This is a genomic window from Aquirhabdus parva, from assembly GCF_003351745.1.
In the GTDB taxonomy this organism is placed as follows: Bacteria; Pseudomonadota; Gammaproteobacteria; order Pseudomonadales; family Moraxellaceae; genus Aquirhabdus; species Aquirhabdus parva.
In genome coordinates this window covers 1,291,834-1,311,929 of the sequence record NZ_CP031222.1, presented here as the reverse complement: position 1 = coordinate 1,311,929, position 20,096 = coordinate 1,291,834, and the positions used below count along the sequence as shown (strand labels likewise).

Here is a 20,096-nt window from a genome sequence, read left to right as displayed (position 1 = left end):
TATAAAACGATACATACCCGCATCGATCTTTAAAGAGTGTACTTAGAGAAATTCCGCGAGTAAATCCATACTCTCTGGCACTTCCACCAAAAATGCAGGGAGAACGCGTTCACAAAGCCATTCGTGCAATGCAGATAGTTCGTTATATCCTTTGGTTTCGGATAATAAATAGAAAAAAACCAGCGGTAGATTTTGTAGATAACCGTCTTTACCATCACGAAAATAAAGGCGGGCAAAAATACCCAAGACTTTCAGATGACGTTGAGCCCCCATCCAGTCGAACCACTGCTGTAATTGCGCCAAAGAGGTTTTGCCCAAATAGCCACGTATACTTTGACGTTCCCAATAAATCTTAAGCCAGTCTTGAACACTAGATGCAGGCCATTGCACATAAGCGTCTCGCAGTAATGACACCACATCGTAGGTAATCGGCCCAATCACTGCATCTTGAAAATCAATGATGCCAAGCTCCTTACTTTGGTCAAGGACCATCAGATTACGGCAATGATAATCACGATGGACCACCACTTGCGGTTGACGTAGGGCTTGATTGGCCAAGAAATCAAAAGAGGTCATGAGCATGTTTTGCTCCTCTTGCGAGGGAATTAGCATGAGAAACTTACGTAAGAACCACTCGTCAAACAAATTCATCTCATCAATCAGCTTTGCTTCACCATAGGCAGGCAGCGGATACCGATCAAGAGCGGGAGCGTGCTGTAGATCAATGAGCTGATTCATGGCCTGGGAATACAACTGATCCACGTTGTCTTCATCAAGAACTTGAGATAACACTGTGTCACCAAAATCCTCAAGAATCATGAAACCCTGTTGCACATCACTGGCAAGCACATGCGGAACGCGCACTTTATGTTGATCAAACATCGTACATACCGCCAAAAAAGGGCGGGTATCTTCGCGAGGTGGCGGCGCATCCATCACGATTAAGGTTCGATGCGCCCCAGTAACAGTTGATTCTGAATCCAATAGATGTAAACGATAATATCCTCGAAAGCTCGCATCTCCAGTCAGCGGTTTGAGATTGATATTCTTAGTCCCGAGTTGCTCTACAACCCACCCCGTCAATGCAGACAGACGTTCAGATGACATAAAAGGCTAATCCTTGATAAAAAAGTTGTCCGTTACCAAAAAAATCTAAGTTACTTAGGCACAATGATAGCGTGAGTGTAGCCGCTCGTCAGATTTTTCTCTATGATGCAGGTTGTCTTATATTTGTTGTAAAGTTTGTCTCTATGCCTACACATTCTGGTAATGACTCAAGTAGCCCTTATTCTGATCGTGATGACCAGCGAAAAGCCAAATCTCACTCTAAAACGGATTATCTGAAATTGCGTCGATTTAAACTTCATAATCTCGCTTTCGCGATTGGTTTAGCTTCTGCCGTATTAGCAGAGCAATCTGCCTTTGCAGACACAAGCACGAATAACCAAAACAATACTCAAAGTACGCCTGATACTAATCCAGACGCCCCTCTGAATTATGGGTTCTATGACAGACAGCAGCTTGCTCAGCTCCCCGCAGAGCAACGCATCAAAGTGCCCGCAGCGTGCCGCGGGGTTTGGATCACTCCGATTCCGACGAATAGTTCACAGCCAAATGTACCCGTGGATCAGTCAGATACAAAAACACGCTCTGATTACGCATACTACGATCCCAAAGAAGGTTCTGTGCTGACGGGGAATGTGCGAATCAGTCAACCCAATCGCTTACTAAGCGCCGATAAAGTTGCCCTGAATCCAGAACAAACCGTTGCGACTGCAACGGGCAATGTAAAAATTGCAAATCCGGGCTTTGTCACTTATGGTGAATCCGGTGTCTATAACTTAGATACCCAGACAGGCAGTATTAAAAACCCTAAATTTATCATGTCAGATCGTCAAGGACATGGTGAAGCCAGTGATGTTATTCGTGAAAATGATCATCTGACGCGCATTATGGATTCGGTTTACTCAACCTGTGAGCCGGATACCATAGGGTGGAAGCTCAAGTCCCGTAAACTTGATCTCAATCAGGAAACTGGTCGTGGAGTCGCGCGAGACGCAAAACTCTACATTGGCCAAGTTCCCATTTTTTACACCCCATATTTTAACTTCCCTATCGATGGTCGTCGTTCAAGTGGTGTTCTTATTCCCACTGTACGCTATACCTCAAACAATGGCTTTGACCTTGCTGTTCCTTATTATCTGAACCTTGCACCCAACTATGATGCTACGGTCACGCCACGCATCATCACTAACCGCGGTCCAATGCTGGGCGGTGAATTCCGTTTTTTAACTGAGAACTTTGGTAGCGGTATCATTAATGGTGCTTTTTTACCCAATGATTCCAAATATATCGATGATGCTGGACGTAAAGATCAAGATCGTAAAGAACTCACTTTTCAGCACAGCATGGTGTTTAATCCGCACTGGAGCAGTTTCGTTAATTTGAATTATGTCTCTGATAAAGACTATTTCTCTGATGTCGGACAGTCCATCATTGGACCTACATCAACGCTGACTATGGAACGCTCCGCAACCTTAAACTATAACAATAGCGACTGGGGATTAAGCGGATATTTACGAGGACTGGACTATCAGCGCTTAGATGATAAAACGGTTACAGACATTAATCGCCCCTATGGACGTATACAGCTCCACTTAGACTATGACCAAGGCTCTCTTAATGGTTGGCAACGGTTTGCAACCAATGATACTGGTTATTTTCAACGCGATATTACCGATGGTTCGGGGCCCGAAACCAATGGTTTACGTCAATATAATGTCGCGGGCATAAAATATAATTTCCGTGATGCGGGCGGGTATGCTATTCCGTCTTTATCAGTACGTACGTTGTTCTATCAAGATCAAACCGACTATCAAACCAATAAACCTGCAACGGGTGTTTCTGAGTCACCAACAGCCATCGTGCCTCAGTTCACCTTCGATAGTGGGCTTATCTTTGAACGTGATGCAGGATCCTACTTGCAAACCCTTGAACCTCGTTTCTTTTATGCGTACTCACCCTATGTACAAAAACAGAGTGCATTTCCAGTATTTGATACCACTTATGCATCAAATGGTTATGAGCAACTTTTCAGCCCGTCGCGTTTCATTGGTATGGACCGTTTAGATGATAATAACTTTGCAACACTCGGAATAACCAATCGTTTCTACGATAGTAATGGATTGGAACGCTTCAGAATTGGCGTTGCAGACCGCTTGTACTTCAGTGATCGTAAAACACGGTTAGCACAAACTGATGCCATTGGAACATCCAGCTCATCAGGTCCAGGGGTAGAAATCGGTGCGGCATGGAATAAAAATCTGACTGTGGATAGTAGTGCACTATGGACTCCCTCAGGAAATCTTTCAACATCATCAACGGCAATTCATTATGCAACGGATTCAGGTCGCGTCACGAGTCTAGGCTATATTTTTAGGCGTAATGTTACAGAAGACAATCAAATTGCTTCACGGCAAGCAACGGCTTCTTTTATCCAGCCTGTTTATAATAATTTTCGTGTGCTCGGTTCTGTTCAATACGATCTACTGCAACGTGTAACACGCGATGCTTTGGTAGGGATTGACTACGATGCATGTTGTTGGAGTATTGCGTTATTTGGTCGTTCTTACTATAACGATTTTGATGATCCGAAGGTTACAGACGCTCATCGCAGCGTGGTCTTACAAATTACATTCAAGGGATTAGCTAGCAATTCCGACAGCAATCTTGCAACCCTGCTTAAGCAGAAAATTTATGGATTCACCCAGGTAGACTCAACGTGGCAAAATCGCTAAAATCATTTAAAATAAGTGTTCTTAATCAGCATTTTGATGAAATCAAATATCAAAATGAGACATCAAAAACCCACCATTTGCGTGTTTTGTTCTCAGCGATATCTTTAGCCACGCTGAGCATCGTTGGCACGACTCCCTTGAGCGTAGCCCATGCTGCGACAACAAGCACGGTTGCCGCACCGTTAGACCATGTTGTTGCAGTTGTTGATGACTCGGTCTTACTTGCAAGCGAAGTCGGCAGGTCGATGTACGATACCAAACAGCAGTTTTTAGCGCGTAAGCAAACACCGCCAAGCGATGAAGTAATCCAAAACGATGTTGTTCGTCAATTGATTCTACGTAAGATTCAACTCGGAATTATTGCCCGCAGTGGTGCAAACGTTGATGAGAATACCTTAAACAGTGCCATTGCTAGCATTGCTCAGCAACAGGGAGCCTCCTCACTAAGCGCCTTTCAAGCGAAACTGGACAGCATCAAACCCAATGGTTATGCCGAATTCCGCCAGCAAATCCAAGACGATTTAAACATTAATCGTTTGCAACAAAATAGAGTATCCAGTCGGATCAAAATTACTGACCAAGATATTGATAACTTCCTGAGCTCGCCACAAAGCGTAGAAGCGCTGAAAACTGAATTTAATTTTACCGTACTCCAAGCTCCTTTTTCTGATGAAAAGAATGCCGTAGAAGTCGCTAAAGCCAATGCAACTGCCGCCGAGGCACTTAAACAGTTGCAAGCGGGTAAGTCAGTCGAAACGGTCGTCAATAGCCTCCAACTCCGTGGCGGAAATCAAGGTTGGCGAAAATCTGATGAATTACCTACACCTTTCGTTGAGGCGCTAACTAGCCTGAAACGTGGAGAGTTCAGTAAGCCTTTTATGACTTCTGACGGCGTAGACTTTCTACAACTCAATGATGAGCGCGGTGCTGCTGGTGCCATAGTGCATCAGTATCATGTGCGTCATATTCTTGCCAAAACCAGCGAAGTCGTTAGTGTTGACGAAGCTAAGCTCAAGATTGATGATATTTACGCCAAACTGAAAGCTGGGGCTTCTTTTGAAGACATGGCAAAGGCCTATTCCGATGACCCAGGCTCTGCTCAAAATGGTGGTGATCTAAACTGGGTTTCTACAGGTGAAATGGTCCCAGCTTTCGAGAAGGTTATGCTGAATACGCCTGAGGGGCAATTAAGCGCGCCCTTCCAATCTAATTTCGGCTGGCATATTCTTCAGGTAGAAGCCTCCCGTGATCAGGATATGACACAGCAGTATCGCCGAGAAGTTGCAAAGAAAACTCTTTATGATCGTCAATATCCTGTTGAGCTGGATAACTGGCTCCGCGAAATTCGCGCTGCGGCCTATGTCGATATTCGTGATGGATCAACATCGCGTTAAGCCAGAGGTGATATCGACTCATATGTGTCTTAAGTTCATAGGGTATATCCCATGAACTTAAGACGTGTGGTCAATATCAGCTCAAATGACCTTAAAGCTTCCGCTCCTCCTCCAATCCTAAAATTTTACCAATCACTCTTCAGACTGAACGGTCAAGCTAGACTTAACCTCCTGCATCCAGTTAATGTACTCCGTATATGAACTAAGTACACTATGGTGATCTTTTCATTATCTGTTTTTGAAGATAACTATTATCTCATATTCAATATACTAAAAAATGGACAAAAAAAAGCACCACATAATCGCGGTGCAGCTTTTTGAAAAGTTAAGGAACAATAATTAGAAATTATTGTGATCCCCTCCGTCTTCTTCACCATCAAACTTGTTGCCTTCAAAACCTGTAGTCTGATTACCTTGACCCGCTTGGTTATGACCATAGCCAGTACCAAAACCAGGCTGTTGACCAAAACCACCTTGATTACCAAAGCCACCGGGTTGAGCCGCTCCAAAGCCACGTGGTGCGCCACCAAAACCACTCGGTGCTTGACCTGCAAAACCTACACCTTGAGCACCAAAACCACCCGTTGCTGCTGGGAAAGCTGCTTGCTGCTCACCTGCCGCTGGACGTGGGTTACGTGCAGGAACAACCGTAGAAATTGCATGTTTGTAAACCATTTGGCTTACCGTATTTTTTAGGAGAACAACATATTGATCAAATGATTCAATTTGACCTTGTAGTTTAATTCCGTTGACTAAAAAAATTGAAACAGGAATCCGCTCTTTACGCAAGGCGTTTAAAAATGGATCTTGTAGTGTTTGACCTTTTGACATTTATTTCTCCAAAACAAAAAAGCGGCCAATATTAGCTACTAATTAATTTTTTATTAACACAAAACAGGGGGTATAATTTTGAGCCATTCTTTTCAACTACGCAAGTGAAGAAAGCCTTCATTGACTGTGTTAAATATTTGAATAGTGTGTGACTCTCGTAACGATCTTATCCACGTGTATTGTCGTTTTGCCAATTGTCGCGTTGCAAACAAAGCGCGATCTTGCATATCTAGTATCTTTTTATTGGAATGGGGAGTCAATTGATATTCTGTCGATTTAGCATCTTTTCGATCATTTATGCCTTCCGCTTCAATTTGATCAAGATATTCCCATACTTGGCGATACCCCACCGCTCTCATCGAGGGTAATTCTGCATGCAGATTTGGCCGCTTGCGTAACTCTCGTACTTCATCCATAAAGCCAGCGGCCCACATTTGTTCTAGACGCAAGGCAATCCGCTCATGTAACAATGCGCGATCAGGCACTAAGGCATAAATTGTATACTGGTCAGTCATCGGCTGTGTTTCTTGGGTATCATGAAAATCACTAATCGCCCGACCACTGATGCGAAAGACCTCAAGTGCACGCATTACCCGTTGACGATCACTCGGTAAAAAACGCTGTGCCGCGCGCGGATCAACAAGTGCTAATTGCTGATGAATCCAATCCCAACCATGCAGTTCGGCTTGCCTAACAATCTCAGCACGAACGTCTTGATCTGCTGCAGGCATTTCAGCCATGCCCGATAAAAGACTTCGGAAGTACAACATCGTGCCGCCTACTAATAAGGGCGTTTTCCCCCGCTGCTGAATCTCCCCAATCAACCGTTTTGCATCTTCCACAAAACTTGCTGCAGAATAGACATCCTCCGGTTCGATCATATCGATCAAGTGATGTGGGTAAAGCTGCAGCTCCTGCTTGGTTGGCTTTGCAGTCCCGATATCCAGTCCCCGATAAACCAATGCTGAATCGACTGAAATGATTTCATAACGGCCTGTATCATATAACTCACAGGCCAACGCTGTTTTACCACTTGCTGTAGGCCCCATCAAACATACCGTTGGGGGATACCTTGAATCACTGGTCGACATCTTCAATTAATCGCCTCGCGCAAAAAGCTTATCAAGCTGAGATAGTGGAAATGCACGCCATGTTGGACGCCCATGATTGCATTGGCTTGCAAATGGCGTTTGCTCCATTTGACGTAGCAACGCGTTCATTTCAGCCAGACTCAGCTGGCGGTGGGCACGTACTGCACCATGGCATGCCATCGTGCCGAGAATACGATCACGGGCGCGAATCAAACCACTATTATTCAATTGCCTTGATTCCTCCCAAGATAGTTCAACTCGTTCTTGTTCAGGCAAATCGATATCAGACAGCAACTGCTGTACCAAGGAGGTAATATTCCCACGAGCTAACAAAGCGGGTACAGCACGTACAACAACAGTTTGCTCGCCTTGGCGATCTACCTCAAGACCGAGACGGTGAAGGCTAGCCTGCATTTGCTCAGCACGATGCGCTTGCTGAGAGGTCACATCGACCGCAAGTGGAACCAATAATGGCTGTGTCTGCCATTGCTCAGACTGATTGGCATCCCATGCAATCTTTAATTGCTCAAGCAATATTCGCTCATGAGCCGCATGCATATCGACCATGATCAGACCATCACGATTTTGCGCCAAGATATAAATCCCATGTAACTGAGCCAGAGCCAAGCCTAAAGGATATTCGTCTAATGCTGGTGGTACAGTCCGAGCACTCTCATCAACTCTTAAAACCTCCAAGTATTGCCCTAAAGCGGACTGTACATTGGGTAATGGGTTCGTACGGTTGAATGGATAGTTGTCACTGACCTGACGATCAGGAAAAGAATCACGATAGGTTGGCGCAAATGCCTGCCCGATTTGATCTTGTATGCGCGCATTCGGATAAGCTTCTAAATGGTGGAGACCTAGTGCGGATTGCGTTAATTCTGGTATTCGTTGACTGGGATGCAGTGCATCGCCTAACTCTGCTGGGGCAGTCTGGAATTGTGCCAATATTTTCTTGGCATGGTGCCGGACAAACTCATGTACCTCACGCTGCGCGACAAAGCGAACCTCATGTTTCGTGGGATGAACATTGACATCCACACGCTCAGGATCCAGCTCTAAAAATAATAAAAAAGCTGGATGACGATGACCATGCAAGACCGATTCATACGCCATCCGCAGTGCATGACTCACACTTCGATCTTTAACAATCCGGCCATTCACATAGAGATACTGTAAATCGGGCTGACCACGCGCCTCGGCAGGATGACCCAACCAACCAGCTAAGCGCAAATCCAAACTTTCAGCATCGACCCAATGGGCCGTATCCGCAAAACGTGCACCGAGAATTTTACGCACGCGTTGCAAACGTAATTCGCCACTGTCGGCAATGGGAAGGTCTAATTTCTTTTGATCATTATGGATCAGTACAAAAGCAACATCGAAATGGACAAGTGCCATTCTCTTCAGCACTTCTTCTATATGGCTATATTCCGTACCAACACTTTTTAGAAACTTTCGGCGTGCGGGGACATTGAAAAATAAATCCCGCACGACTACACGACTACCTCTGGCATGGGCAATAGGCTTAGGAACGATCCGATCACTATATTTCAATGCGTCATCAAGTGTTACAGTCGTTATATCAGAATCAATATTGTTCTCGATACTGACTTCATATCCTAAACCATCGTTGGTTTGACTACTGGATAGACTAAAGCGTGAGATCGCTGCAATAGACGCCAAGGCTTCACCGCGAAACCCCAATGTTGCAATTGCAGCAAGTTGCTCTGCAGTCGAAATTTTACTGGTTGCATGACGCAAGACAGCCAGCGCTAAGTCATCTGGATGAATACCTGAGCCATTATCTTGAACCTCAATGGATGTAGAGCCCCCTTGCTGCACACGGACCTCGATACGTGTTGCTCCCGCATCCAATGCATTCTCTACGAGCTCCTTGACTACTGATGCAGGTCGCTCAACAACCTCACCAGCAGCAATTTGGTTTGCAAGAGCCGCAGGGAGCTGCTGGATACGCGCAGAAACAGGTGAAGCAGATCGTGCTGAATCAGACATGATGATTGTCTACTGGGCTATCTTTAAGCCCCATTGTGCTTGATGGCTCGATAATTCGAAGATTTTGATCATGTTTTAAGGCTTGAATCGCATCTAACCCTCGCTGACTATAGCCTTCGAGTCTTAAATTGCGCGTAACCTCATCATCGCCCACCGTTAAAGTCAAAGACAAATCTGCAGCAGGAATGACTGGCTCACCTTTCTGTGGCCACTCAATCAAGAGCAGCGCATCCTCATCTTCAACGTAATCGCGTATCCCCATCAGCTCCAATTCGAAAGGATCATTCAGGCGATAAAGATCGAAATGATAAATGGACTGATTATGAATATGATAAGGCTCCACTAAAGTATACGTCGGACTTTTCACAGAACCTTGATGACCTTTGGCCTGTAGCCATGCACGGGTTAAAGTTGTTTTCCCAGCACCCAACCCACCCACTAAATACACAACACCTGCAGAAAATGTGCGCGCAAGCTGTGCTGCGCACATAGCTGTCGCTGCTTCATCCATAAGCTCGATATACAGTGCAGTCGAATCCAGCGAGGGACGTGAGTTGTCTTTAAGGTCAGTCATGTGCAGAATCAAATCACCACAGAAATATGTTCTTAATTATACCACGCAGAAATTTCTCACCCGCGCAGAATGCATCCATTATTTAAATGGATTATGTCGAAGTGCTTTACATCAGCTTGTGTGATCGGCTAAAGCTAAGGCCACAGTGACAAAAAGCCAAACAGCACGTCCGACCCACGCATTATTTAAAAATGCCTTGAATGTATGTGCAGGTAAACGGTCGCGGGTACTGAGAAACTGAAGAACGAATAAAATAATGGCAACGCCCAACCCTATATACGCGACAAAACCTAACTGTAATAGTGAAAATACTACAGCCATCAATGCAATAAAGACTATTTGTAAAATACCGATAATCAATAAATCATATCGACCAAAAAGAATCGCCGTTGATTTCACTCCAGCCTTGAGATCATCAGCTCGATCAGTCATGGCATATTGCGTATCGTACGCCACTGTCCAACACAGATTTGCAATATAAAGCAACCAGCACACCAGACCAGGGGTTTGCCCTTGAGCGACAAATGCCATAGGAATACCCCACGAAAATGCTGCCCCTAGAACAAACTGCGGTAAATAAGTCCACCGCTTCATAAAGGGATATAAAGCTGCCAAAAATACAGCGCCAAAGGACCAATATAAGGTCTGTAAAGGCAAGAACAAAAGTAAGCTAGCGCTGGCGAGTAACAGCACTCCAAATACAGCCAATGCCTCTTTAGACGATATCTTACCGCTGGCAAGTGGACGATTTTTGGTGCGCTCAATCTGCCCATCCACATGCCGATCAGCGAAATCATTGATCGCACAACCAGCGGAACGCATAAAGATGACGCCCAAGATAAAAATCAAAACGATTTGCCAAGACGTCACATGTTGAGGTGATTGCTCGCCTGCTAACCAAACCGCCCATAACGTAGGCCAAAGTAAAAGCTCAATTCCAATTGGTCGATCAAGTCGGGTCAACTGCACATAAGTATGAAGTTTTTGGCGAAGGGTGAGATGCTGCTGGGCAAGTTGGCTCATGACGAGTGACCTAAGAACTAAACTTTAATAGAGGAATGATACGTGAAGATTATTAACGTGTCGTTGACTGCTGTAAAGCATCCATAAATGCAGGCAAGAAGGTCTCTTGAACCAATAAATGTTTGCCATGCCAGTGGTAAGCAGTCCGCCTTGTCCAGCCTTCTGAAACTTTCGCAACTTGACGAGACTTCATTTGCTTTACGAGTGGCATCAATTGCACACCTCCTCGTTCAAAAAGAATGGAACCCAATGAACGACTCTTTAGTTTACGCAGTCGACGACCTGAACCACGTAACGTCGACAAAGGGATCACGCTACGCGCGTGTACCCAAGGCTCATCATCATTTCCATATAAATAAACTTCACGAACCCATGCGTATTGCGCAGGCTTCATCCGTAACAAGCGTGTTTCATTCATCATCGGTTGTTGCAATGATTGGTGTAGCGGCAAAACATGGAATTCGCCACCAGCAAAGAATTTTAATTGCTGGGTTAACGAACCCTGAGCAAGCAGCCAAGGTCTTAATGAAACGACACTGGCATCAAATTGGCGATGGTGCTTATTCTTTACACGAAACCAGCGTTTAGTAAAAAAAAGATCGCGAGAGTGACTCTTGGAATGCAGCATCTGACTAATGATTAATCCCCATTCTGGATTGCTGTTTTACACTGGACTGTTGAACGTTAAATGAAACAACTTTAGATGTTAGCACTCGGCCATTAGCCGATAATACCTTAGCTTCAAATTGATGAGTGCCGCGATCCAATTCCCCAGCTGGGATTTGATCGCTGGATGCTTTGCCATCCACGAGTAGGACCAGTCGATCGCCATTCTTTAGATCAGGCTGAACCTGTACATTTGCAGAGAATGCATCGGCAGCGCGCTGGAAAGTTTGATCTGGTGTCGGAGAAATGATCGTCAAGGTATAATTTTCAGATCGACTCCCTGCGGGTTGAATAGTATCGTCACGCTTCAGTGTTTTGGCAATTTGCTCAGGGCTTAGGGCTGCAACCGTAGAGAGAGGTGCAACATTAATCAATTGTGCAGATTTGTCCGGCACATCGCTAAAACTGACGTTGCCATCAGCATCGACCTTCTTATAGACAGCCGCTTGAGTATGACTAGACATCATCAAAATCGCAGTAGCGATCACCATGACACTGGCCCATTGAGTCTTCCCTTGAGCGAACCAACCTGACGTTTTCATTCCAAGCATCCTATGCATTTGATCATATCTATTGTAAACCACAAACTCTTTTTGGGAGTATAGATTTTAAGTATCAAGCAGATAAAGCCATTCTACATAACGTGATACCTTTATCGCTAACCAGCCAAAAAAATAAACTTATAATAATTAACCCATAAAAAAAGGTCTGCAATGCAGACCTTTTTTAACGCTTTATTGATCAGGTCATTTTACTGACCTCAATCAAATTAGCAGCTGTAGTACATTTCAAACTCAACAGGGTGAGTCGTGGTGTTCAAACGACGCACTTCTTCCATTTTCAGTTCAATGTATGCATCAAGCATCGGCTTGGTGAATACACCACCTTTCAACAAGAACTCGTGATCCGCTTTCAATGCATCCAGAGCCATTTCCAGTGAATGAGCAACGGTTGGAATCAACGCCTCTTCTTCTGGTGGCAAGTCATACAGGTTCTTATCAGCGGCAGCACCTGGATGGATCTTGTTTTGGATACCATCAAGACCAGCCATCAACAAAGCTGAGAAAGCTAAGTATGGGTTTGCTACTGGATCTGGGAAACGTGCTTCAATACGTGCGCCTTTTGGATTTGACACGTATGGAATACGGATTGACGCTGAACGGTTACGTGCAGAGTAAGCCAACATGATTGGTGCTTCATAGTGAGGAACCAAACGTTTGTAGCTGTTTGTAGCTGGGTTAGTGATAGCATTCAATGCACGCGCGTGCTTGATGATACCGCCGATGAAGAACAATGCTGTTTCTGACAAGCCTGCATATTCGTCACCCGCAAAAGTGTTTTTACCATTTTTGCTGATTGACATATGAACATGCATACCTGAACCATTGTCACCCACCAGTGGCTTAGGCATAAAGGTTGCAGTTTTGCCATGTTCGTGCGCAACGTTCAATACGGCATATTTTAATACTTGAACTTCGTCGGCTTTGCGAACGAGTGTATTGAAAGTCACACCAATTTCAGATTGGCAAGATGCCACTTCATGATGCTGAACTTCAACGCGACCTTCGCCGAGCATTGCTTCAATAGCCTCACACATTGCAACACGCAGATCTTGTCCGCTGTCTACTGGTGGTACTGGGAAGTAACCGCCTTTTACACGTGGGCGATGGCCTGAGTTACCGCCTTCGTATGAATTACCAGTTGACCATGCTGCTTCTTCAGCAAAAATAGTGTGGCGTGCGCCGGACATGTCGACGTCCCACTTCACTTCGTCAAATACGAAGAACTCTGGTTCTGGACCAAAATATGCAGTATCACCGATACCAGTCGATTTCAGATATTCTTCTGCACGACGTGCGATAGAACGTGGGTCACGCTCGTAACCTTGCATAGTTGAAGGTTCAATGACGTCACAAGTCACAACGACTGTTGGTGCAGAGAAGAATGGGTCCATGAATGCTGTTTCTGGATCAGGCAGCAGGATCATGTCCGATGCTTCAATACCTTTCCAACCAGCAACTGATGAACCATCAAACATTTTACCGTCTTCGAATGTGCCTTCATCAACAGTGTGTGCTGGGAAACTGACATGCTGTTCTTTACCGCGTGTATCGGTAAAGCGGAAATCCACCCATTCCGCTTCGTTTTCTTTAATCAGTTTGAGAACTTTGTTGCTCATGCTTGCAATGCTCCAGCGTTAGAAAAATTTTAGACCTATGTTCAATTCAGGTATTACCATTGATATGCAGACAAAATGAAGGTGAAACCCCGATTCAAGATGCTGCAATATAACAATTCAGACCATTCGATACAGCGGTGTCTACCCTTAAGCAAATGACGTACCAGAAATCTATGCCTTCTCAGATTTGTAGTCGATTAAGTCCATTTACCCCAGCACCGCCACAACTTACAGTATAACGCATCCGTTTAGTTCGTAAATCGAAAAGTACAGACAAAAAAGAATAACCCAAGACGCCCTAATATAACGCACTCATAATGGTGCGCTTAAGATAATTGCACCATTATAGACCACAAAAAAAAGACCACATTGATTAGCACCTGATCGAAGCATAATTGGTACATCTAGGGTGGCTGTCCAATAAAAAAGCTTCGAACTTAAAGAAGTCAGAAGCTTTTTTTGTTTATTTTACTGCGTAGCGACTAGCCATTTTTTCAAGTGAAATCGGATTGATTCGACTTGCATGTCCTGCGGTACCAAACTCTTGATAGCGTGCAATACAAACATCCCGCATCGCTTTAACCGTTTCACCGAAAAATTTACGTGGGTCAAATTCAGAAGGATGCTCCGCCATAAAACGACGCATTGCACCGGTTGATGCCAGACGTAAATCGGTATCAATGTTTACTTTACGAACGCCATACTTAATCGCTTCAACGATTTGCTCTACAGGAACCCCATAGGTTTCTTTAATGTCGCCGCCATGCTCATTAATGATTTTTAACCACTCTTGAGGGACCGAACTTGAACCATGCATTACTAAATGGGTATTGGGAATTTTTGCATGGATTTCTTTAATCCGATCAATTGCGAGAATGTCGCCTGTCGGTGGGCGAGTAAACTTATACGCACCATGGCTGGTACCAATCGCGATGGCCAAAGCATCGACATTGGTATCGGCAACAAATCGGGCAGCTTCATCAACTGTGGTAAGCAGTTGCGAATGATCGAGCACCCCCTCCGCACCGACGCCATCTTCCTCACCCGCAAGACCAGTCTCAAGGCTACCTAAGCAACCAATCTCACCCTCTACAGAAACACCGCATGCATGAGCAAGCTTAACAACATCACGCGTCACACCAACATTGTAATCATAGTCTTTTGGTGTTTTGCCATCTACACCCAGTGAACCATCCATCATCACTGAGCTAAAGCCCAATTGAATTGAACGTTGACAGACATCAGGGCTGGTACCATGATCCTGATGCATCACTACAGGAATATGTGGCCACTCTTCAATAGCAGCCAAGATCAAATGACGCAGAAATGGTGCACCTGCATATTTTCGAGCGCCAGCACTCGCTTGCACAATCACCGGGGAGTTCGTTTGATCAGCGGCCTCCATGATAGCGCGCATCTGCTCCAGATTATTAACGTTGAAAGCTGGAACGCCATAGCTATGCTCGGCTGCATGATCAAGCAATTGGCGTAACGAAATAAGTGCCATAACTAAAAACTCTATCTAATAATGAAAAGCTAGCTAATGCTAAATGCAAAGTGAATAAAACCAAGTGAGATTCTAACCTACTTACCCTTAGTTTGGGATGTGGTTTGACTGAATTTATACAGGGAATATGTGTTGCTGAGCATAAAAAAACCTCGCAGAATGCGAGGTTTTTCAAATCATAGACTCGGCATATATAGCCTTGTCCAATTAAACCATTCAAAAATTAAGAATGTGCTTTGATTTTGTCAGCAGTTGCTTGTGCAGTATCAGCAGTTGCTTGTGCAGCTTTAGCTGCTGCGTCTTTAACATCTGCAACAGTCGCATCTGCAGTTTTTGCAGTTGCATCGGCGGCTTGGCTTGCAGCAGTTGCAGTTGCATCAGCAGCTTTGTCTGCGCTAGCAGCAACAGCAGAACCTGCAGCAGCAGTCGCATCAGCAGCAGAAGCTACGCCAGATGCAGCAGCATCAGCAGTTGCAGCAACACCTGAAGCAGCAGAGTCTGCAGCTTCTTTTGCCTTATTACATGCAGTCAGAGCCAAAGGAAGAGCCAATAATGCTGCGATTAGAATTGAAGTTTTCATAGCGATGTCCTGTATAGATATAAAAATTAAGTCAAAAACAGACCTGACGACAGAGTAGCACAGCATATATGACAAGAAAATTACTCTGTAACAAAAAGTATAATCTTCACGATATACGGTTCTATTTATCGACAGTTATTCATTTTTTACTAAGAGCAGCTCAATAACGCCGCTACAGCGGGCAACGTCTTCCCTTCCACAAATTCAAGAAACGCGCCACCACCCGTTGAAATATAGCTGATCTGATCAGCAACATCATATTTATCAATAGCCGCTAATGTATCGCCCCCGCCCGCAATCGAAAAACCTGAGCTTGCTGCAATAGCTTCAGCCAGTGCTTTGGTTCCATATCCAAATGCATCGACTTCAAATACACCGACAGGGCCATTCCATAATATGGTTTTTGCTTGTTGAATTAAGGTCGCAAACTGTGCAGCGGTATCAGGACCAATATCTAAAATCATATCGGAGTCACTGATCTCTGATACTTTTTTAGTCACTGGTTGACTTTTTGCGACGAAATCCATGAAGTCACCACTTAAAAGACTCGCATCAATGACCACCACGTCAGTTGGTAATGGCACATGTACTTTAGAGGCAATTGCACGTGCAGTCTCAATGAGATCCGCTTCATACAAGGATTTACCGACATTGAATCCTGCTGCAGCCAAGAACGTATTGGCAATTCCACCACCCACAATGATCTGATCACAAATGCCAGCAAGTGAAGTCAGCACGTCAAGCTTAGTAGACACTTTCGAGCCCGCGACAATAGCAACCATTGGCTTTTCTGGAGACTGCATTGCACGACCCAATGCATCTAACTCTGCAGCGAGTAGCGGGCCCGCACACGCAATTTTTGCAAACTTAGCAACGCCTTCAGTGGAGCATTCCGCACGATGCGCGGTACCAAAGGCATCCATCACATAAACATCACACAATGCAGCGTATTTTTCAGACAATTCAACGGCGTTCTTCTTCTCACCTTTATTAAAACGAACGTTTTCTAACAAAACCACTTGCCCTACTTGGACATCTACACCATCTAGATAATCAGTCACTAATGGTACATTTTGACCCAGTGCTTTCGACAAATACTCAGCGACAGGCGCTAAAGAGTTTTCAGCAGAATGTTCACCCTCAGTCGGACGGCCCAAATGAGAACAGACAATAACTGCCGCACCTTGCGCCAACGCTGCTTTAATCGTTGGTAGTGCTGCTCTTAAACGTGCGTCACTGGTGATTTGACTATTTTTTACGGGAACATTCAGATCCTCGCGGATTAACACACGTTTGCCGTTTAAATCTAAATCCGTCATTCGTTTGAAGTTCATACTGCTCATAGTCAAAAAATCTCAGTCAATCGCGATGGGAGTGGTATTGTAAAGAAATATAGCGTGTTGGGCTATATGTGCATTTTAGATGCCCTAAAGCAAAGCTTCGGTAGAATTCGTGTATCGTGCGCAACATAGAACATATCATTCGAGAAATATCATGAACTTTTTTCTGACCAACCCCTATATTGATGTTGCACTGCGTAGCCTTGCCGTATATTTATTTATGTTGATAGCCATCAGACTCACGGGAAAAAAAGAGCTGTCCCAACTCAATACGACAGATGTTGTTCTCATTCTATTGATCAGTAATGCTGTACAAAATGCCATGGTCGGTGCCAATACCAGTCTGTCAGGAGGCTTACTCGCTGCAGGAGTACTGTTTCTTGCAAATTACTTGCTCAAGAAAGTCATGTTTAAAAATAAAAAACTCAGGAATATCATTTCCGAGCATCCTGAAATTCTGATTCATGATGGCATCGTTAATACTGAAATTCTTGATAAATTAGGAATAAGCCACGATGAAATCAAAGAAGCGATGCGTGAACATGGGGTAGACAAATTAACGGATGTCAAATTAGCAATGCTGGAAATCGATGGCAATATTAGTATTATTAGTGGTGATGCTCAAAAGCTACAACAAACACAGCATAAGCGTAAAAAAATTCACAAAACACTAGGTAGCCTCAACTCATGAGGCATACCCAGTATAAGTGTTTGCAATACAACCGATTTGAAGATACTTAGCCTGCTGGCGCATGATAAAGCAAAAAGAGCTTGGTTAGATTGTCAGGAATCTCATCAGCCATTTCTTCCATTAAATCTGGATTCTTACGCACGGTTTCCAGATCTGGCTCACCCTCAATGCCACTAAAGACCATCATAGGCAGCGTGAGCATAATGACATCTTCTTCCTCGTCCGCTTGTTCAAACCAAGCTTCGTCATTCAGAAATAAAGCATCAACAAACCCAACAGCCCAGTCACCTAGACTCGAGTCAACAGAAATTTCTTCAATTTCGACAGGAAATCCAACTTCTTCTTCATTAAGCAGCGTTTGTAGGATATCTGCACGCCACAATTCAACCTGCTCTAGAATTTCACTAGGCACATCTTTTTCATGCTCATCAAATAAATGCTTACGCCAGCCTTTAAGCTCAGGACCAACAACAGTCGCACACAAGAAACCATGCGTTGCGGCGAAGTCCAAGCCAAACTCGTTGCCTTCACCGTCTAAGTAGTCAACCAGCAGATCTAAATCAAGTTCAGGGATCGCCATGAGACACACTCCATTGCATTATAAGATTGCGCTACTCTAACAAATTTGATGACACTCTGGCGTAATAAAGCACATCGTTTTGAACAACAAACATACCAAAAGCATGTAAATAACACAGATCACTGCACAGCCAGACGACCACTTCTATTTTTTGCATAAAAAAAAGCGACGAGATTAATGCCTAGTCGCTTTTCTTCAATGATTAATACTCAAGGATTAATCATCTTCAAGATCAAAATCATACTCTTTCAAATGACTTTGCAAACGTTTTTCTTGCAAAATATCGTCAATTAAACGGCGTTTGAGTAAGGAAGCTTTGCTGTTTGAACCAGATCGACTGGTCTCACTAACAGGTAATGCCTCAGTATCTAAAAATGCTTCATCGAGCTCGAACTCTTGACTACCTGCGCTACTCATTACGCTCTCCTTGGGCAAAAACTTTGTGAACAAAGAATCTCTTGAGACTATATATATACTTAATATTTCAAAAAGATGACATTGTCAACAAAGTACTCAGGAGTGAAACAAAAGTTAACATAAGATTCATGCATTTCACACGCAAGACTCTCTTTTAAAAGTTTCCATAAAACAGGATATTGAATAAGTTTTAACATGGGCAATAGAATTATTAGACTTATTAATCTCCATTATATGGCGATAGACACCCAACAAACTCGTCACATAAAAACACAGAGACTCCTTATTCCATCATATTCAACTCATTCTCCCCACATGAAATGAGTTAACACTATCCAAAACTGCTCTTTTATTATTGGAAATATGATGTCGCCCTATAAAATCTTAAGCCTTTGTTTAACACTCACCCTATTACAACATGCCCACGCTACAGATGAAGCTGTAGCACCCACTATCAAAACTCGTCCTATCTATGTCGCACCAGCAATCACTGAAGACAACTCCCCTCTCGGTTTTACGGAAAGCCTTGAACTTTTAAGATTTGAAGAGCCCATTTATTCAAATTCACTGTTAACGGCTGGGGAAACAAAGAATACAACGCTAAAAATTTTGGTGAACAATCGCGGAGAAGTCACCGAGGCTGAAATCGCAAAATCCTCCGGTGTTGAGGAACTGGACAATGCGGCCAAAAAAGCCATCGTAAAAACAACTTTTCTGCCTTATATCAATAAAAACACGGGACAACCCATCCATGTTTACACGAATTTTGTGTATAGCTTTAAGCAACATCAAGTCACTGATACAAAGTCAGATGACCAACCTAAACAAAAACGTGGTGGTGGGCGTAATAAATCTTAAAAGAAATGCCCCATGATTTTTAGATTATTTTTACTCAACACAAAAATCAGGCACAACAAAAAAACCTAGGATCTACGATCACTAGGTTTTTAATTTAAATCAATTACTACGAATATATGGGGTGGCTAATGGGACTCGAACCCACGACAACCGAGATCACAACCCGGGGCTCTACCAACTGAGCTATAGCCACCATAGAAGCCAACCAATCACCATTTGTATCACATACAAATCTAGGCTTAGGTGGAGCACAGCGGAGAAAACTAAACTACATCAAAGTTTGGATAAGGCATGGTGCGCCTGGCAGGATTCGAACCTGCGGCCATCCGCTTAGAAGGCGGATGCTCTATCCAACTGAGCTACAGGCGCATAATCGCAAACAGGTCAGTTAAAACGAATTTCTTAAACACACTGTTAAACGACAACTGCCTACTTACATCTCACTCTATTGCTTTACTATTTGGTCGGAATGCAAGGATTCGAACCTTGGACCCCCTGGTCCCAAACCAGGTGCGCTACCAGACTGCGCCACACTCCGAATAAACAGCT

Annotated in this window: 18 protein-coding genes and 3 tRNA genes; 4 read left to right on the top strand and 17 right to left on the bottom strand. The window is 44.0% G+C overall.

The window, feature by feature from the left end; all coding sequences use genetic code 11:
• Nucleotides 1-42: 42 nt before the first annotated feature.
• Nucleotides 43-1,107: an aminoglycoside phosphotransferase family protein gene (locus HYN46_RS05830; protein ID WP_114898504.1), complete on the bottom strand. Its 1,065-nt coding sequence runs from the start codon at nucleotides 1,105-1,107 to the stop codon at nucleotides 43-45.
• 143 nt (nucleotides 1,108-1,250) lie between these two features.
• Between HYN46_RS05830 and HYN46_RS05825 the strand changes: the two genes are divergently transcribed.
• Nucleotides 1,251-3,797: an LPS-assembly protein LptD gene (locus tag HYN46_RS05825; protein ID WP_162818096.1), complete on the top strand. Its 2,547-nt coding sequence runs from the start codon at nucleotides 1,251-1,253 to the stop codon at nucleotides 3,795-3,797.
• A 137-nt stretch (nucleotides 3,798-3,934) separates the two neighbouring features.
• Nucleotides 3,935-5,191 carry a peptidylprolyl isomerase gene (locus HYN46_RS05820; protein WP_162818095.1) on the top strand — a complete coding sequence of 419 codons (1,257 nt, stop codon included), beginning with the start codon at nucleotides 3,935-3,937 and terminating at the stop codon, nucleotides 5,189-5,191.
• A 339-nt stretch (nucleotides 5,192-5,530) separates the two neighbouring features.
• Here the strand turns inward: HYN46_RS05820 and hfq are convergent, their stop codons facing one another.
• The 11 genes from hfq to HYN46_RS05765 form a co-directional block, all read right to left on the bottom strand.
• Nucleotides 5,531-6,022: an RNA chaperone Hfq gene (gene hfq / locus HYN46_RS05815; protein ID WP_114898501.1), complete on the bottom strand. Its 492-nt coding sequence runs from the start codon at nucleotides 6,020-6,022 to the stop codon at nucleotides 5,531-5,533.
• 92 nt (nucleotides 6,023-6,114) lie between these two features.
• Nucleotides 6,115-7,113: a tRNA (adenosine(37)-N6)-dimethylallyltransferase MiaA gene (gene miaA / locus HYN46_RS05810; RefSeq protein WP_114898500.1), complete on the bottom strand. Its 999-nt coding sequence runs from the start codon at nucleotides 7,111-7,113 to the stop codon at nucleotides 6,115-6,117.
• A gap of 6 nt (nucleotides 7,114-7,119) precedes the next feature.
• Nucleotides 7,120-9,132, bottom strand: a complete 2,013-nt coding sequence (gene mutL / locus HYN46_RS05805) for a DNA mismatch repair endonuclease MutL (RefSeq protein ID WP_114898499.1) — start codon at nucleotides 9,130-9,132, stop codon at nucleotides 7,120-7,122.
• The gene (tsaE, locus tag HYN46_RS05800; protein WP_407640771.1) at nucleotides 9,125-9,706 is read right to left on the bottom strand and encodes a tRNA (adenosine(37)-N6)-threonylcarbamoyltransferase complex ATPase subunit type 1 TsaE; all 582 of its coding nucleotides are present in this window, start codon (nucleotides 9,704-9,706) and stop codon (nucleotides 9,125-9,127) included. Before tsaE ends, mutL begins: the two co-directional genes overlap by 8 nt.
• A gap of 111 nt (nucleotides 9,707-9,817) precedes the next feature.
• A complete protein-coding gene (gene ubiA / locus HYN46_RS05795; protein WP_114898498.1) occupies nucleotides 9,818-10,729 on the bottom strand; it encodes a 4-hydroxybenzoate octaprenyltransferase in 912 nt (303 codons plus the stop codon).
• Nucleotides 10,730-10,781: 52 nt separating this feature from the next.
• Nucleotides 10,782-11,357, bottom strand: a complete 576-nt coding sequence (locus HYN46_RS05790) for a chorismate--pyruvate lyase family protein (protein WP_114898497.1) — start codon at nucleotides 11,355-11,357, stop codon at nucleotides 10,782-10,784.
• Between the two features lie 4 nt (nucleotides 11,358-11,361).
• On the bottom strand, nucleotides 11,362-11,937 hold the full coding sequence (locus HYN46_RS05785; protein ID WP_162818094.1) for a DUF4124 domain-containing protein: 576 nt from the start codon (nucleotides 11,935-11,937) through the stop codon (nucleotides 11,362-11,364).
• A 227-nt stretch (nucleotides 11,938-12,164) separates the two neighbouring features.
• Entirely contained in the window at nucleotides 12,165-13,574 is a 1,410-nt protein-coding gene (glnA, locus tag HYN46_RS05780) for a type I glutamate--ammonia ligase (RefSeq protein ID WP_114898495.1), read from the bottom strand.
• 463 nt (nucleotides 13,575-14,037) lie between these two features.
• On the bottom strand, nucleotides 14,038-15,081 hold the full coding sequence (gene fba, locus HYN46_RS05775; protein WP_114898494.1) for a class II fructose-bisphosphate aldolase: 1,044 nt from the start codon (nucleotides 15,079-15,081) through the stop codon (nucleotides 14,038-14,040).
• 223 nt (nucleotides 15,082-15,304) lie between these two features.
• Nucleotides 15,305-15,661, bottom strand: a complete 357-nt coding sequence (locus HYN46_RS05770) for a hypothetical protein (RefSeq protein WP_114898493.1) — start codon at nucleotides 15,659-15,661, stop codon at nucleotides 15,305-15,307.
• Nucleotides 15,662-15,810: 149 nt separating this feature from the next.
• Nucleotides 15,811-16,995, bottom strand: coding sequence for a phosphoglycerate kinase (locus HYN46_RS05765; RefSeq protein ID WP_114898492.1), 1,185 nt, complete (start codon nucleotides 16,993-16,995; stop codon nucleotides 15,811-15,813).
• A gap of 160 nt (nucleotides 16,996-17,155) precedes the next feature.
• Here HYN46_RS05765 and HYN46_RS05760 point away from each other — a divergent pair, with 160 nt between their 5' ends.
• Nucleotides 17,156-17,692 carry a DUF421 domain-containing protein gene (locus HYN46_RS05760; RefSeq protein WP_114898491.1) on the top strand — a complete coding sequence of 179 codons (537 nt, stop codon included), beginning with the start codon at nucleotides 17,156-17,158 and terminating at the stop codon, nucleotides 17,690-17,692.
• 46 nt (nucleotides 17,693-17,738) lie between these two features.
• On the opposite strand, the gene HYN46_RS05755 is transcribed toward HYN46_RS05760, so the two are convergent.
• Nucleotides 17,739-18,266: a YecA/YgfB family protein gene (locus HYN46_RS05755; protein ID WP_114900635.1), complete on the bottom strand. Its 528-nt coding sequence runs from the start codon at nucleotides 18,264-18,266 to the stop codon at nucleotides 17,739-17,741.
• Nucleotides 18,267-18,488: 222 nt separating this feature from the next.
• Nucleotides 18,489-18,689, bottom strand: a complete 201-nt coding sequence (locus HYN46_RS05750) for a PA3496 family putative envelope integrity protein (protein WP_114898490.1) — start codon at nucleotides 18,687-18,689, stop codon at nucleotides 18,489-18,491.
• Between the two features lie 363 nt (nucleotides 18,690-19,052).
• Between HYN46_RS05750 and HYN46_RS05745 the strand changes: the two genes are divergently transcribed.
• Nucleotides 19,053-19,547: an energy transducer TonB family protein gene (locus HYN46_RS05745; protein ID WP_114898489.1), complete on the top strand. Its 495-nt coding sequence runs from the start codon at nucleotides 19,053-19,055 to the stop codon at nucleotides 19,545-19,547.
• Nucleotides 19,548-19,664: 117 nt separating this feature from the next.
• On the opposite strand, the gene HYN46_RS05740 is transcribed toward HYN46_RS05745, so the two are convergent.
• From HYN46_RS05740 to HYN46_RS05730, 3 genes are all read right to left on the bottom strand, one after another.
• Nucleotides 19,665-19,740: transfer RNA gene (locus tag HYN46_RS05740), tRNA-His, on the bottom strand.
• 99 nt (nucleotides 19,741-19,839) lie between these two features.
• Nucleotides 19,840-19,916: transfer RNA gene (locus HYN46_RS05735), tRNA-Arg, on the bottom strand.
• A gap of 92 nt (nucleotides 19,917-20,008) precedes the next feature.
• A tRNA-Pro gene (locus HYN46_RS05730) sits at nucleotides 20,009-20,085 on the bottom strand.
• Nucleotides 20,086-20,096 lie beyond the last annotated feature (11 nt).